The sequence below is a fragment of the Enterococcus sp. DIV1368b genome, from assembly GCF_050529595.1.
Taxonomy (GTDB): Bacteria; Bacillota; Bacilli; order Lactobacillales; family Enterococcaceae; genus Enterococcus_B; species Enterococcus_B mundtii.
Genome location: NZ_CP172883.1, coordinates 950,204 through 966,161 on the forward strand (window position 1 = coordinate 950,204; position 15,958 = coordinate 966,161).

General features: G+C 36.9%; 14 protein-coding genes. 11 read left to right on the plus strand and 3 right to left on the minus strand.

Translation table 11 applies throughout. The features are described 5' to 3' along the window. The first annotated feature begins 374 nt into the window (after nt 1-374). From IGJ19_RS04470 to IGJ19_RS04480, 3 genes are all read left to right on the plus strand, one after another. Nucleotides 375-2,129 carry a carbohydrate-binding protein gene (locus tag IGJ19_RS04470; protein ID WP_071865977.1) on the plus strand — a complete coding sequence of 585 codons (1,755 nt, stop codon included), beginning with the start codon at nt 375-377 and terminating at the stop codon, nt 2,127-2,129. A gap of 535 nt (nt 2,130-2,664) precedes the next feature. Next, complete coding sequence (locus tag IGJ19_RS04475) at nt 2,665-3,291, plus strand: hypothetical protein (RefSeq protein WP_142432970.1); 627 nt, start codon at nt 2,665-2,667, stop codon at nt 3,289-3,291. A gap of 396 nt (nt 3,292-3,687) precedes the next feature. Further along, complete coding sequence (locus tag IGJ19_RS04480) at nt 3,688-3,948, plus strand: IS3 family transposase (protein WP_074799768.1); 261 nt, start codon at nt 3,688-3,690, stop codon at nt 3,946-3,948. 100 nt (nt 3,949-4,048) lie between these two features. Here IGJ19_RS04480 and IGJ19_RS04485 read toward each other — a convergent pair whose 3' ends face one another. Further along, a complete protein-coding gene (locus tag IGJ19_RS04485) occupies nt 4,049-4,531 on the minus strand; it encodes a TspO/MBR family protein (protein WP_071865980.1) in 483 nt (160 codons plus the stop codon). A gap of 367 nt (nt 4,532-4,898) precedes the next feature. Here IGJ19_RS04485 and IGJ19_RS04490 point away from each other — a divergent pair, with 367 nt between their 5' ends. From IGJ19_RS04490 to IGJ19_RS04500, 3 genes are all read left to right on the plus strand, one after another. Continuing rightward, nucleotides 4,899-6,449: a fibronectin type III domain-containing protein gene (locus tag IGJ19_RS04490; protein WP_430604441.1), complete on the plus strand. Its 1,551-nt coding sequence runs from the start codon at nt 4,899-4,901 to the stop codon at nt 6,447-6,449. A gap of 334 nt (nt 6,450-6,783) precedes the next feature. Beyond that, nucleotides 6,784-7,392 carry a lytic polysaccharide monooxygenase gene (locus tag IGJ19_RS04495; RefSeq protein ID WP_375148118.1) on the plus strand — a complete coding sequence of 203 codons (609 nt, stop codon included), beginning with the start codon at nt 6,784-6,786 and terminating at the stop codon, nt 7,390-7,392. 214 nt (nt 7,393-7,606) lie between these two features. Next, nucleotides 7,607-8,323 carry a YcjF family protein gene (locus tag IGJ19_RS04500; protein WP_019722749.1) on the plus strand — a complete coding sequence of 239 codons (717 nt, stop codon included), beginning with the start codon at nt 7,607-7,609 and terminating at the stop codon, nt 8,321-8,323. Between the two features lie 114 nt (nt 8,324-8,437). Here the strand turns inward: IGJ19_RS04500 and rlmD are convergent, their stop codons facing one another. Then, entirely contained in the window at nt 8,438-9,814 is a 1,377-nt protein-coding gene (rlmD, locus tag IGJ19_RS04505; RefSeq protein WP_071865984.1) for a 23S rRNA (uracil(1939)-C(5))-methyltransferase RlmD, read from the minus strand. 105 nt (nt 9,815-9,919) lie between these two features. On the opposite strand from rlmD, the gene recX reads away from it, so the two are divergent. The 3 genes from recX to ntdP all read left to right on the plus strand — a co-directional run bounded on the left by recX (nt 9,920) and on the right by ntdP (nt 12,523). After that, on the plus strand, nt 9,920-10,720 hold the full coding sequence (recX, locus tag IGJ19_RS04510) for a recombination regulator RecX (protein WP_071865985.1): 801 nt from the start codon (nt 9,920-9,922) through the stop codon (nt 10,718-10,720). Further along, nucleotides 10,713-11,897: an A/G-specific adenine glycosylase gene (gene mutY / locus IGJ19_RS04515; RefSeq protein WP_071865986.1), complete on the plus strand. Its 1,185-nt coding sequence runs from the start codon at nt 10,713-10,715 to the stop codon at nt 11,895-11,897. The genes recX and mutY overlap by 8 nt, the downstream gene beginning before the upstream one ends. A gap of 92 nt (nt 11,898-11,989) precedes the next feature. Beyond that, nucleotides 11,990-12,523: a nucleoside tri-diphosphate phosphatase gene (gene ntdP / locus IGJ19_RS04520; RefSeq protein WP_010735893.1), complete on the plus strand. Its 534-nt coding sequence runs from the start codon at nt 11,990-11,992 to the stop codon at nt 12,521-12,523. Nucleotides 12,524-12,583: 60 nt separating this feature from the next. Here ntdP and IGJ19_RS04525 read toward each other — a convergent pair whose 3' ends face one another. After that, nucleotides 12,584-13,018 (minus strand): GNAT family N-acetyltransferase, encoded by a 435-nt coding sequence (locus IGJ19_RS04525; protein ID WP_019722746.1) that lies wholly within the window; start codon nt 13,016-13,018, stop codon nt 12,584-12,586. Nucleotides 13,019-13,153: 135 nt separating this feature from the next. On the opposite strand from IGJ19_RS04525, the gene IGJ19_RS04530 reads away from it, so the two are divergent. Together IGJ19_RS04530 and IGJ19_RS04535 are read left to right on the plus strand one after the other, a co-directional pair. Further along, nucleotides 13,154-14,278, plus strand: a complete 1,125-nt coding sequence (locus IGJ19_RS04530) for an AI-2E family transporter (protein WP_071865987.1) — start codon at nt 13,154-13,156, stop codon at nt 14,276-14,278. Nucleotides 14,279-14,404: 126 nt separating this feature from the next. Further along, a complete protein-coding gene (locus tag IGJ19_RS04535; RefSeq protein WP_071865988.1) occupies nt 14,405-15,781 on the plus strand; it encodes a hemolysin family protein in 1,377 nt (458 codons plus the stop codon). Nucleotides 15,782-15,958: the final 177 nt, after the last annotated feature.

Here is a 15,958-nt window from a genome sequence, read left to right on the forward strand (position 1 = left end):
TAAATAAAACAAGTAGATATCGAAAATGAAGGATATATCCTTTATTTTCGATATTTTTTGTTTTATTTTATTTTTTATTGCGTTATTTTTCGTTTGTTTTAAATGTTTTTCTTATAACAAAAAACATTTTGGAATCATTGGTGGATTTTTTTGATTGCAGAAATGTCTTAAAAACATTTGTTTATTAGATGTTTTACGCTATTTCAATCAAAATCGAGTAATCTTTTATATTTTGATTTTTATACTCAAAATTAAAAAACACTAATTCTTATTTAAAAATGTTATATTTTTAGTTTTTATTTGTTATGATATCGTTGTGCAAGAGGGAAATACATAGCACGAAATAAAATTGTTGATGGGGGATATACATACTAATGAAAAGAAATGTTCGTCTAAAGAAATTATTGGCTGGTGCTGCATTATGCAGTCTGCTAGTAGCACCGTTGTTTTTGAATGAACAACAAAGTGCAGCAACAGAACAAACAATCAAAACAACACCTGATTTTGGTGTAGGTCAAGGTATTGAATGGCCAGAACAAGTCGTTGCACCATTTGTCGATATGACGGCTTATACGTCAGGTACAGAGTTATCGAATAATGGCGCGTTGAATCTAGCGGCGATCGCAAAGGAAACAGGGCAAAAATTCTTTAATTTAGGATTTATGCAAGCAAAAGGAATCAAAGATGGTAAGATCGATTGGGCGTGGGGCGGATTTGCCGGATTGAGTGAGAACGACAGTGATCAATGGCAATATGAAGGCATTAAAAAAACAATCCGTGAATTAAGAGCGGTCGGTGGAGATGCTGCTGTTTCATTTGGTGGATTGAACACAGGTGCTTTCTGGGAAGTCAGCCATGATGAAGATATGCTTTATGATGCTTATATGGAAGTGGTTCAAGGATATGGCTTTACTCGTGTAGATTTTGACGTGGAAGCAGGGGCGATGGGCTATACAGAAAACTTACTCAATGCGAAAGCAGTCAAACGACTACAAGATACTACAGGAGTGCAAGTAACATTAACATTACCTGTTATGCCGACTGGTTTGATTTCGACTGGACTAGCCGTATTGCAAGCTTATTTAGAAGCGGGTGTCGATTTGACCAATGTCAATATTATGACGATGTGTTATGGTCCGAGTGTCACTGATTATGCACAAGGATCATTAGATGCGGTCGACAATACAATGGTCCAATTGAAGAATCATTATCGCCAATATGCTGGTATCACTTTGACTGATGAAGAAGCTTATGCAAAATTAGGTACAACTCCTTCGATTGGTTTTGAGAACGAACAACATCCATACTTCACGACAGAAATGTTCAATCAAGTTGTCGAACATGCAAGAGAACGTAAAATAGGAATGGTTTCTTATTGGTCGATGAACCGTGATGCAAAAACAGATGGTGGACAAGGGCAAATAAAAAACCAATTTGAATTCTTGAAAGTGAGTGAAGCATTTGCTGAAGGTAATGAGGGCGGCGGAAGCGAAACTCCGGAAGATAAAGAAAAACCATCTGTTCCGACAAATCTTTCTGTTGGGAACATCACAAAAAATAGTGCGCATATCAACTGGACGGCGGCGACTGACAATGACCGTGTGGCAAAATATAACTTGAGATTAGTAGGGAATGGACAAACGATCAATGTTACGACTACTTCTCTTTCATACGCGTTTACAAACTTAAAAGATGATACAGAATATACGGTAGAAATCAATGCAGAAGATCGTTCTGGAAATATTTCGGATACGGCAAAAGTTGCATTCACAACTTTAGCGAATGTAGTAGATCCAGGGGAGCCGGGCGAACCAGGAGAAGCTCCTGCATGGGAGGCGACAAAAGTTTACCTAAGTGGTGATGTTGTTTCTTATAAAGGTGCATTATACCGTGCCAAATATTGGACACAAAACAGTATTCCAAGTGAGTCAGGTTTGTATGGTCCTTGGGAATTGATTTCAGGAACGCCAGAAGGTGGCGATGAGATCGCCGCGTGGGAAGCGAATAAAGTTTATGTACAAGGAAATCGAGTGACGTATAATGGGATCGTTTATGAAGCGCAATATTGGACACAAAACAACAAGCCAAGCGAATCTGGATTGTACGGTCCTTGGAAACAGGTTGGATAAAATACCAATTAATAGTTAATAAAAAAACTACGTGAATTGCTCACGTAGCTTTTTTTATGCTAATAATAAGTCTGTTACACCCAATTTTATATAGTTGAGGTCGGTATTATCGAATAAAGTGAATAAAGAAATTTCCTCTAACTTTAAAAAAGTGTAAACAGGGAAAAGAAATCCGAATTTTTAGACATTATATTTGAATCTCCAAATCATCAGTTGTTTCTAAAGTAAAGGCTATAAAAATCGGACTATTTATATTTTTTGGTTATTATTCATTTTAATTATTTTTTAATCTAAAATAAATGTTTATTGATAATTATTATTTATCTTTAAATGAAATTATATTAAAACCCTATTTAATAACTTTTTTCAGTTTTTCTAAATTAAAAAAACTCTAAATAGGTTAAAATAAGGTTATGTAAAAATTATAAAAAATTCATATTATAAATAAAGATATTACTTTTTTGTTATTTCGTTGCTATGATGGATGTGTGAGATAGCTATCACAAAAAAATAAAATCGCAAGGAGGAATTGCAGATGAAAAAAATTGTTTTATTAATTGGTATGTTCATTTTAGGAGGAGCTTTTTTTACGATAAATGTCAATGCGGAAGCGGATAATTCACATCCTGTAAGTACAAATGGGAATCGACTTCGCTATAATACGCCATATCGTTTAAGAGACAAGAATTTACCTCATCGAAATCCTGTGACATTTGAAGCGTGGACGAGCTATGACTACGCAATATTCGGTCATTATACAAGGCCTGGTTATCGAGGTGGAACGCCGATTATTATTGAAAGCACAACTGGGAAAACGGGATTCATTGATTCAAATGATCCAATAGCTATTCGATCAACGAGTTCAAATTGGGGTGGTTGGGTCTATTGGGATGTGACGAATTCTTATTTAGCTAATTCAGTCTGGTTTACAAACAGACGTGTGCCAATCGGTCATTTAGTTGGGAATTCCCGAGATCGTTCAGTAGGAATCGGTGGTATGACGTTTAGTTCAAATTTAGGGTTTCCGTTGCCTACATATTTGGAGTTGGGTGGATCCGATGCAAATAAGCCTTGGATGACATTTAGAACAGTAACGCAAAATCAGCTTATAATGCCACCTATAAACGTTAGAAGGACACCGTTTTTATTAACTGATGCATAAGGAGTATAGGTCTCGCTGTGTTCTTGAAGTATCACTTGAATGGAAGCGTGTATTGAATAGTAAAAAGCGATGAATTGTTAAGTAATTACATAATAAGTTCGAACTGTTGATCAATAAAAAATAAATATGACAGAAGTGATTAGCTAAAAATGGGCTCTTCGTCAAGTTGTGTTGATGGATCCAATCGAAAATGGTGTACAGACGTAATCAAATTGCACGATGGAGATGGGAAAAAGCCTATTTAAGTGCATTCGTCGATCTCTATGATCGTTCGATTATCTCTTGGGAACTAGGTCATTCAGACAATAATTTACTTGTCGGGAATACGATAAAAAAGCAACGTATAAGAACTCTGGTGTACGACCATTCCCTCATAGTGATCGCGGATTTCAATACATGTCTTATGACTATAAGAAACTTGAAAAAAATATAAGTTCAACAAAAGTATTTCTCGAATGGGGTGTTGTCTGGATAATCAACCGATTGAAACTTTGTTGGGAAACATTTAAAGAGAGAAAGTTTCATCAAGAAAGCTATCAGAGCTTTGAAGAGGAAAAGAAATCTGTAAGTAAATATATGCGGTACTATAATAACTACCGCTATTCGGAATCTTTAAATGCGCTTTCTCGGAAGGGGTTTAGAAAACAAACTGCATGAAAATAGGAATCGAGACACTCGATTCCTATTTTCATGCAGTTTGTTTTTTTCACTGTCTACTTGACGGGAGCCAATTCAACATTTTGCTAGATAGGCTTTATTAATTCAAAATAAAAATCGCGTAATTCAAGATAGATGCAAAAAACACCCATAAATAGTAAGGGATCGTCAACCACATTGCTGTGCGATTGTGCAGCCATAAATGATAGACCAAAGCTGTTAAGAAAATCATTAATAAAGTGATATCGATTGCTGAAATCAAAGTATTTCCAAGGTTGAAGAATAAAGCTGACCATAAAAGGTTGAAGATGAATTGAATAGTAAAGAGCCATAGTAGTTTAGAGCGGTGTTTTTGATTTTGTGTATTTAGAATAAAGTACAAAGAAATGCCTATTAAAATATAGAGGACCGTCCACATAGGACCAAAAATCCAACTAGGTGGTGCAAAAGCTGGGAGTTGTAACGAGTAATAATATCTTCCTGGATTGCCGCTAAGAATGCCAGATAAAAATCCTAGAGCAACGATTCCGATAATGCAAACCCACAAACGATAATCTTTTAATCGATTGATAGTGTATACCATAAAAAAAACTCCTTTCTTTAGACAGTTTAACATAATTATTTATAACACCACCTATTTATGACTTGTAATTTTTTAAGTTATTTTAAAAAATGTTAATATAGCGTACATATTGACCAGAATAAATTAGTAACGGGGTGATTAAATCGTTGTTTAAAGCTATTTTAAGTTGATTTTAAAACGTTGTTGCAATACCGAACATTTTCGTTTTTACTTTTTTATTTAACTATAAAACGGAGATAAAACGATTAAATAACCTTAATTTTTTATTTGTTTTTGTTATATTATTTTGAGTTATCTGATATTATAAAATTTGTAATCGATTACGAACAAGGGAAATGAATTAGTTGAATGGGGAGAGTTTAAAAAAATGAAGAAAAAAAGTATAAAAAGATTATTAGCTGGAGCGGCTTTGTGTAGCTTATTGGTTGCACCGTTGTTTTTAAATGAAGAGCAAGGAGCGGCAACAGAGCAAACAGTTCGCGCAACACCTGATTTTGGTGTAGGTCAAGGGATCGAGTGGCCAGAACAAGTCGTAGCACCATTTGTAGATATCACGGCGTATACTTCAGATGAAGTGCTGTCAAATAAAGGTGCCTTGAATATGGCAGCAATTACTAGAGAAACAGGTCAACGTTTCTTTAATCTAGGGTTTATGCAAGCTAGAGGAATCAAAAATGGTAAACTTGATTGGGCTTGGGGAAGTTTCAATGGTTTAAGTGAAAGTGATAGTGACCAATGGCAATATGAAGGAATCAAGCAATCGATCCGTGAGTTAAGAGAAGTAGGCGGAGATGCAGCTGTGTCATTTGGCGGATTAAATTCTGGTGCCTTCTGGGAAGTAACACAAGATGAAGATATGCTTTATGATGCTTACATGGAAGTAATCCAAGGTTATGGTTTTACACGGATTGACTTTGACGTAGAAGCGGCTGCTATGGGGTACCACGAAAATTTAGCAAATGCGAAAGCAGTAAAACGATTACAAGATGCAACTGGGGTTGATGTGACGTTGACATTACCAGTTATGCCTACAGGATTGATCTCAACAGGATTATCTGTCTTGCAAGCTTATTTAGAAGCGGGTGTTGACTTAACTAACGTGAATATCATGACGATGTGTTATGGATCAAGTGTGACGGACTATGCGCAAGGTTCATTAGATGCGGTAGACAATACAATGGTCCAATTGAAAAATCACTACAAACAATACGCTGGTAAAACATTAACGGATGAGCAAGCTTATGCAAAATTAGGTACGACTCCTTCTGTAGGTTTTGAAAATGAACAACATCCTTACTTTACAACAGATATGTTCAACTTGGTTGTACAACATGCCAAAGAACGCAAAATCGGTATGGTATCATATTGGTCTATGAACCGTGATGCAAAAGTGGACGGCGGACAAGGGCAAGTGAAAAACCAATATGAATTCTTAACTGTCGATCAAAGTTTTACAGATGGTTCTGAAATGCCTGAAGATACACAAAACCCATCAACACCGACAAATGTAGGTTCAGATTTCATTACGACACAGCGTGCGCGTATCAATTGGACAGCGTCAACGGATAATGACCGCATTGCTCGTTATAATCTTAAATTAACTGGTGCAGGCGAAACAGTATCAGCGACAACGATGGCTGTGTCTCATACCTTTGAAAACTTGAAGAGCAATACGACTTACACAGTTGAAGTGATTGCAGAAGACCGTTCTGGAAATGTTTCGGATGCAGCAACTTATACTTTTACTACGCTTGAAGAATCAGAATCTACTCTACCCGCTTGGGACCCTGCAACAGTTTACTTAGGTGGAGAGCGTGTTACATATGAAGGGCTGATCTATGAAGCGAACTACTGGACGCAAAATGATATTCCAAGTGAATCTGGTCCGTATGGTCCTTGGAAACTTGTAACTAAATAACCTGTATTTTTCATATTACTCCATAAATAAAATGATAAATTGTAAAAAATATTAATAACTTGTATTAAAAAATGATATTTAAGTTATTATTGATATAGATATGTAAAAGAAGAGAGCCTAAAATAAGCTCTCTTCTTTTTATTGAAAAAACAATATGCATAACGAAACATTAAGAAAATATTAAGTGTATAATAAAATTATTTAGGTGATTAACTATCTTTAATGTCAATGAAACCCTATTAAATCAATCTTTAAATCTTTTTTTTGAAATCATTTCAACTAAAATAAAGTTATAAAAGCATAACGTTTGTTTTTATTTTAGAAAACGTTTACAATGAACCTATCAAATATAGGAGGTTCAGTTATGAAAAAGTTTAGTGTTATGATGTTCGTAGGAATTGTTATGTTAGGTTTGTTTGGCTTTGGTACATCTGGTTATGCACATGGTTATGTAACATCTCCAGGGAGTCGTGCCTATTTCGGTACAGCAGCTGCAGGTAATTTGAATCAAAACGTTGGACGCGCACAATGGGAACCACAAAGTATTGAAGCGCCTAAAAATACATTTATCGATGGAAAAATCGCAAGTGCAGGTGTTAGCGGGTTTGAACCATTAGATGAACAGACAGCAAATCGTTGGCATAAAAGTGTAATTAATGCTGGTCCTTTGAATATCACTTGGAACTTAACTGCACAACATCGTACAAGTACTTGGGATTACTATATTACAAAACCAGGTTGGAACCAAAATCAACCTTTGAAATTCAGCGATTTTGAATTGATCACAAAAATCGATGATAAAGCAACAGTTCCACCAAAAACAGTAAATCAAACAATTACTGTTCCTCAAGATAGAAAAGGCTACAACGTGATTTTAGCTGTTTGGAATATTTCAGATACAACAAATGCGTTCTATCAAGTAATTGATGTCAATGTTCAATAGACAAACCTTGAAGAGAAACCTTTTTAACTGATCATATAAAAGAACACCCATGAAGTGACTCTCATTTTCACTTCATGGGTGTTTATTTGTATGTTCGAACCATCTAAAATAAAAAGAGCGAGGTTCGATAATGATCCCATTTTTTGGCGAACTTCAGGTTGTATTGTATGATAGAAATAAGGACACCAAAAGGTAGGGTTACGGAGGAAATCAAATGAAAAAATTTTTACGAAAAAAAAAGAAAAACAAAGAATCGATTGAAGATACTGTAATCGAAAACGAAGAAACAAAAGTAGAAGAAACATTGGAGCAAACGCCTGAGGAACAAAAAGAATTTGCTTCCTTTTTTGCTGAAACAATGAAAAGACTTCCTCAAAAAACATCCGCGGCTATTTTACGAAATTTTGATTCGTCAAAAAGCAAAGCGGAACAAACATTAGCAAAGAGTAAAACACAGTTCGACCGTCTATTTGAAGAATTCTTAAAAGGGGTAGACGAACCCTTACGTAGAAAATGCCATGCAACGATTCATGCGGCCTCTTTGACAGCGGCGATCATCGGTTGTTCACCGATCCCTTTTTCAGATGCTTTTTTACTTGTACCAGTTCAGCTAACGATGATGGGACGTCTCCACAAGTTATTTGGACAATCATGGTCTGAATCATTAGGTAAAAGTGTCTCAAAAGAGTTGATCGTTGTTAGTTTAGGTAGAAGTGCAGTAGGGAATATCATTAAGATCATTCCGGCAGTAGGTACAGTGGCTGGTGCAGCGATCAACGCAACAGTCGCTAGTACGATCACTGAGTCATTAGGTTGGATCACAGTAAAAATGCTGAATGATGGCGAAGATATTTTTGATGATGTCATGTCTTTCAAAGGGCAAGTTCAAACACTTTTTACTTTATTGAAACGAAAAAAACAAATGAAATAAGGTTTGATCAGAAATAATCGGATAAAAAATAAGCATTGACCTCTGAAATAGTTTTGACTATTAAGCAGAGAGAAATGCTTATTTTTTTTAAGGATTCTGGCTGGCGCTATTGAATTATTTTTTTGTTAATTTCACGACGACTTCACAGCGTGCTGTTTGAGGGAACATGTCGACAGACTGTAGATACTCAACGTGAAATACTTTCGCTAATTGGACGAGGTCTCTTGCTAAAGTCGAAACATTGCAAGAAATATAAACTAATTTTTGCGATGGATTTTTTAAAATTGCTTGGATCAACTGCTCATCCAAACCAGTACGTGGCGGATCAACGATGATCCCATCTGGACGAAAGCCTTCATTCAACCACTTTGGTAAGAGCTCTTCCGCCGTTCCCACTTCATAACGAGTATTCTCATATCCTAAACGTTGTGCGTTTTTCTGTGCATCTGCAATGGCTTGGGGGATGGTATCCATTCCGCGTACTTCTTTTGCTTTGTTTGCCACACTCAAACCAATTGTCCCAACACCACAATAAGCATCTACGATCGTTTCTTCTGGTTGGATGGCTAAAGCTTTGATTCCTTCGCCGTATAAGACTTCTGTTTGTTGAGGATTCAACTGGAAAAAGGCACGAGGTGAAAGATCAAAAGTTACTTCATTGATCCGTTCCTCAATGGCTTCTTTTCCCCAAAGGTGTTTTGTTTCGTCACCCATCACAAGAGAGGTTTTTAAAGGCTGCACGTTTTGCATGATCGAAACGACTTCAGGGAGTTGTTGATTGATCTCGCGAATCAGGGCATTTTTTTGTGGGAATTTTTGACTCCTAGTGATAAAAACAACTTGTAGCTCACCTGTCTGTATACCCACTCGGACCATGATCGTGCGGAAAATCCCGCTATCCGCACGTTCATCATAAATCGGTAAATCATATTTATTCAATAAATCGACGACTGTATTCATCACTTTTTGTGTCGCTGGCTCTTGCACTAAACAATCAGTGATCGCTACTAAGTCATGAGAATTGGCTTGATAGAGTCCAGCTTCGATTTTGTCTGTCTGTTTATTTTTCCTCAATTGAAATTGTGCTTTGTTCCGATAACGCCAAGGATCATCCATTCCAATCGTCGGTAAAAGTGGATACTCACGATAACCGGCGGGTTTGAATTTTTCTAAAGCTTGCAAAAGCAAATCTTTTTTGAAATCGAGTTGTGCATGGTACGCTAAATGTTGCAATTGGCAACCACCACATTCATAGTAGACTGGACATGGAGCAGTCACACGGTCACTACTTGTTTTTTTGACTTTAACGAGCTGTCCTTCGGCATAGCGAGGGGTCGCTTTGGTGATCTTCACTAGGACTTCTTCTTTAGGAAGGGCATACGGAACAAAGACGATCATGCGTTTAAAGTAGCCGATTCCTTCTCCGTTGATCCCTAAACGTTTGATTTTTAATGTGATCGTTTGGCCGTTTTTAACAATTGCTTCTGGCATAGGTATCTCCCTTTTTATCATTATGTGGCTATATTCTAACATATTATAGCGAAAGTTGGGGATTTTCTATGTTATGATAGGAATATATGTTCGAGGAGGGATAGTTTGCTTTCTATTGCAAGAATCAGTAAAGGCAAGGGGCCTTTTTATCAGATTGATCTATCAGATGGCGAAACACTACAAGTATCAGAAGATATTTTAGTACGCTATCGTTTATTAAAAGGACAAGAATTGACAGAAGATAAATTAGCTGAAATCAAAAAGAGTACAGGTTATGATTTTGGCTTACAGCAAGCATTGAATTATTTGAGTTATCAACTAAGAACGGAAAAAGAAATTCGGATCTATTTAAAAGACAAAGAAATAGGACAAGAAGACCGTCATAAAATCGTTGAAAAATTAAAAGAATTAGGCCTGATTGACGATCTGACATTTGGTGAAAGTTACGTCCGTACGAATATGCGTTTGAGTGACAAAGGACCAAAAAAATTGGCACAACAAATGCAACAAAAAGGGCTATCACCAGAAGTGATCGAGCAGTCTTTAAGCCAGTATCCATTTGACGAGCAAGTAGAAAATGCGCGACAAACAGCAGAAAAGACTTATGAAAAAAATCGTGCCAAAAGTCAAAAGGATCTATTACGGAATATCCAACAGAAGTTGATGACAAAAGGATTTACCAATGATGTGATCCAAGAAGCGATGCAAACATTACCCCAAGAAACCGATCCAGAAGCTGAATACGAGCTTTTAGTACAACAAGGGGAGAAAATCTGGCGTAAGAATAGTCGCTTTGAACCTCAGAAGAGAAAGATGAAAGTAAAGCAGAGTCTCTATCAAAAAGGCTTTGATTTTGAGATGATCCAGCGCTTTATTTTAGAAAAGGAAGAAGAAGCAAGTGAGTAGAGAATGGGAAAACTGGTCCTTAGAAAAAACAAAAGAATTTCAAGAACGTTTTATTGAATGGTATGAGCTTGAAAAGAGAAATCTCCCTTGGCGTTATAATCAAGACCCTTATCGTATTTGGATATCAGAAATCATGTTGCAACAAACCAGAGTCGATACAGTCATTGATTATTTTTATCGCTTTATGGAGTGGTTCCCAACCATCGAAGCGTTGGCGCAAGCACCTGAAGAAAAACTGTTGAAAGCTTGGGAAGGCTTAGGTTACTACTCGAGGGCCAGAAATATTCAAGCTGCTGCAAAACAAATCATGGAAGATTTTGACGGAAAGATGCCACAAACACCGGAAGAAATCAGTACATTAAAAGGGATCGGTCCTTATACGACAGGGGCAATCGCAAGTATTGCTTTTGGGGTACCTGAACCAGCGATCGATGGAAATGTCATGCGTGTGGTTAGTCGGCTGTTCTGTATTGAAGAAGATATTGCGAAAGCATCAAGTCGCAAAGTATTTGATCAAGCCATGCGGAAAATCATTGACGAAGAGCATCCGGGTGAGTTCAATCAAGCATTGATGGATCTTGGATCAGCAATCTGCACGCCGACCTCGCCTAAATGTGAGGAATGCCCGATCCAAGCTTTTTGTTTAGCAAAAGAAAAAGGGATTCAAACCGCCTATCCTGTCAAAACAAAAAAAGCAAAGCCGCGAGATGTTTATTATGTTTGTGCCGCGATTGAAAACGCAGAAAGTGCTTTTTATTTTGAACAACGAGATCAACAAAAATTACTGGCTGATATGTGGACATTTCCGATGGTAGAAGTAACGAAAGAGGTATACGAAAAACTAGAAACAGACTGGCAACCTAAGAACGAAATCAGTTTATTCGATGAGGTTTTAGTCGCTGAAGATGGTGCTTCAGTATTGCCTTTTGCTCATGCGGACAAAGTCGTATGGCAAAAACGTCACTTAGGGGAAGTGACGCATATCTTCAGTCATTTGAAATGGCATGTTTTATTATTTTATGGTCGGTTGCCTAAGACTGAAAAAGACCTATCTGAGACTGGCAAACAGACGCAGTGGCTGATACCAGAAGCATTTGAACAAGTAGTTTTCCCAAAAGTGCAAATGAAGCTCATCCAGCAGTTGGATAAAAATCGAAACAATAGTAATCCTTTCTAGGCAAAGATGATTTTTATTGCTATAATAATTACGATGTCGGTGTAATGAACACCCCAACACAAAGCACAAAATGTTGCTAAGGAAGGATTGCGATGGGAGTTCCAAAAGAAGGAGAGTTTGTAACGATCCAAAGTTATAAACACGACGGCAAATTGCATCGAACGTGGCGCGATACCATGGTATTGAAAACAAGCGAACATTCAATGATCGGTGTCAATGATCATACTCTTGTAACAGAGTCTGATGGACGACGTTGGGTGACGCGAGAACCAGCGATTGTATACTTTCACAAAAAATACTGGTTCAATGTAATAGCAATGATCAGAGAAAAGGGGGTTTCCTATTATTGTAATCTGGCTTCACCTTTTTTATTAGATGATGAAGCATTAAAATATATTGATTATGACTTAGATATCAAGGTTTTTCCTGATGGCGAGAAGCGCTTGTTAGATGTCGATGAATATGAAATGCATAGTCAAATGATGAATTATCCAAGTGATATTGACTTCATTTTAAAAGAGAACGTGAAGATTTTGGTTGACTGGATCAATAATGGAGATGGCCCATTCTCAGAAGGCTATATTGATATTTGGTATGACCGTTACAAGCAATTGTCGCAAAAGTAAACGAAAACAGTAAGTAAGTGAAGGAATCTTCATCTTGCTTACTGTTTTTACTTGGATGCTTCACAAGTTTTTTTTCATGTTGAGATGTTGGATGCCCGCATCTTCGAAGACTTCACCGTAGGCTTGATAATCAAGCTTCTCGTAAAAAGGAATAGCGGTCAGTTGAGCGCCTAATTTTATCGTATCAAAGCCTTGGTTTTTAGCAAAAGCCTCTGCTTCTCTTAGCAAGACTTGCCCCAAACCTTGTTGACGGTATTCAGCAAGGATCGCCATACGTTGGACTTTTATCTGGCCATTTTCGAGTGGCAGTAAACGAACAGTACCTTGCGCCTCCTGTGCATCTGTATAAAGGACGAAATGGATACAATGTGCCTCATCCTGATCGATTTCTCTCTCAAAGGGAACACCTTGCTCGACAACGAAGACTTGGTTTCTGATACGTACAGCATCGAGATAGATCGGACTCATCGTATCTTTTGTATGAACTACTTTCATCAAACAGCCACCTTTCTTTTCAGTAGTATACTGTAAAGTGATCGGAATGGAAAGTGCATAAAATAAAATCAAAAATAACAGATTTTTTCAAAAGAATGTTATATACTATCATAAAAAAGGAAAGAAGTGAATTATTTGTTCGATAAGTTAAAACAATCAAAGTTGATGTTCTGGTCATTCGAATTGTTGATTTTAGCAACATTGATCTTAGTCTCCTCGAAAATCAGCTTTGTCTTCCAACCAATCGGGACATTCTTCTCCACATTATTTGCACCAGTTTTGATTGCTGGTTTTTTGTATTATATTTTGAATCCAATCGTTGGATTATTGATGAAAACAAAAATAAAACGGATCTGGGCAGTAGCAATCGTACTGTTATTGTTAGTAGCCGCTCTGGTCTGGATCTTGTTAAGTGTCATCCCAAGTTTAGTCCAACAAATTTCTTCTTTGGCCTCGAATACGCCGAACTTTATTCGCCAAGTAGAGACTTGGTTAGCAGAAGTTGCGCAATGGTCCGTATTCAAAGATGTCGATATCAATAAATATTTTGAGCAATTGGATATTTCATATGGCACGATCATCCAACAATTTCTGAGTGGCTTGTCTAATAGCTTAGGTTCGATCGTTGGAACGATTGCTTCAGCGACCATCGTTATTATTACCGCGCCGTTCATCTTGTTTTACATGTTGAAAGATGGCGAAAAACTTGTACCAAACATCAAACGTTTCTTCCCAGAAAAACGAAGAGAGCAAATCGTTGAATTGTTAGGACAGTTGAATAAAACGTTAGCTAATTATATTAGTGGCCAAGCAATTGAATGCTTATTCGTTGGTACATTCACCTTTCTAGGTTATTTTGCATTAGGCGTAGATTACGCCTTCCTTTTCGGAGTAATTGCTGGTTTGACCAACCTCATTCCTTATTTAGGCCCATATTTAGGTTTAGCTCCTGCCTTTTTAGTGACAGTATTCAATGATCCATTCAAAGCATTGCTGTGTTGTGTGGTCGTTTTGATCGTTCAGCAACTAGACGGAAATATCATTTATCCGAATGTCATTGGTAAATCATTGAAGATCCATCCACTAACGATCATTATCGTTCTACTTGTTGCAGGAAACATTGCCGGATTACTTGGGATTTTTCTGGGTGTACCTTTTTATGCGATCTGTAAAACAATCATTTCTTATGTTGTCAAGATCGTAAAAGAAGATAAACAAAACGAGAACAAGAAAAAAATAGCGACGACTCTTGAATCTTAATGATCGAATGGCTATTTTTATTGCAAAGAAAATCGCTTTATGATACCATTTTAACGTGGCTACCTTTAGCCACGTTTTTTTCTTTAAAAAAATAAAAATATAAATGAATAAGGAGAGAATGCGATTATGAATGCTGACCCTGAGAGTCAGTCGCTGTTAGCGCAAATTTTATTATTGATCATTTTGACATTGATCAATGCTTTTTTAGCAGCTTCCGAAATTGCAGTTGTATCGATCAATAAAAATCGGATCGAACAAAAAGCGGAAGAAGGAGATGTTAAATCTAAAAAGCTTTTAAAAATATTGCAGAACCCAAATAACTTCCTATCAACTATCCAAGTAGGAATCACTTTGGTCAATATTTTATCTGGTGCATCTTTAGCTAATACTTTATCCGTAAGATTAGCCCCACTATTAGGTGGCGGTGCCGCAGCAAGAAGTATTGCAAATATTATCGTACTGGCTATTTTGACCTATGTTTCGATTGTTTTTGGAGAATTATACCCGAAAAGGATCGCTTTGAATAAATCAGAAGAGGTAGCGAATTTTACCTCAGGTATGATCCGAATGATTGGTGTCGTAGCGAAACCTTTCGTGTGGCTATTGTCTGCATCTACCAGCTTGTTGGCACGGATAACACCAATGACTTTTGATGATGAAGATTCAAAGATGACCCGCGACGAAATGCGGTATATGCTTGAAAACGAAGGGGTATTGAACAACGAAGAGTTGGAAATGCTTCAAGGTGTCTTTTCCTTAGACACAAAAGTTGCAAGGGAAGTAATGGTTCCTCGAACAGATGCTTTTATGATCGACATTAATGACTCCATTGAAGAAAATGTCAACGAAGTACTATCGGAGAATTACTCAAGAATTCCTGTTTATAATGAAGACAAAGATAAAGTTGTTGGAATTCTTCATACGAAAAATTTATTAAAAGCTGCCCATAAATTTGGGTTTGAACACTTAGAAATCAAAAAAATCATTCAGGAACCACTTTTTGTTCCAGAAACGATTTTTATTGATGATCTATTATATGAAATGAAAAAAACACAAAATCAAATGGCGATCCTGTTAGACGAATATGGGGGAGTCGTAGGTTTAGCGACATTAGAAGACTTACTTGAAGAAATCGTTGGAGAAATCGATGATGAGTCAGACGAAGTAGAAAATCTCTACGAACAAGTCGGTGACTATGAGTATATCATCCAAGGTCGCATGTTGATCGATGAATTTAATGAGGCGTTTGAAAGTAATCTTCACATGAGTGATGTGGATACGATGGCCGGCTATTTGATCACAGCTTTAGGTATGATTCCCGATGAAGGAGAAAAACTTTCATTTGATGTTGAAAATATTACCTTGATTTCTGAAGAAATGGAAGGTTCAAGAGTACTTAAAATTCGTGTGATCTTCCATGATCCAGAAGAAATAGAAGCTGAACCTGAAGAAGAACGTCGCTATTTCAAAAAAGATTTTGAAGATGACGAACCGCGAAGATAAAGCACCTTCGATGATCTTTTAACGAAACAAAGAGCGGATATATCACTTGCTGTATGAAGTGATGTATCTGTTCTTTTTTTGGAGATATCGAATGAAAAGAAAAAGTAAAACTGTTTCGCTTACTTTTTCAAATTGAAGATCCATGCTATACTATTTGAGTTGAAGAAAAGGATAGAG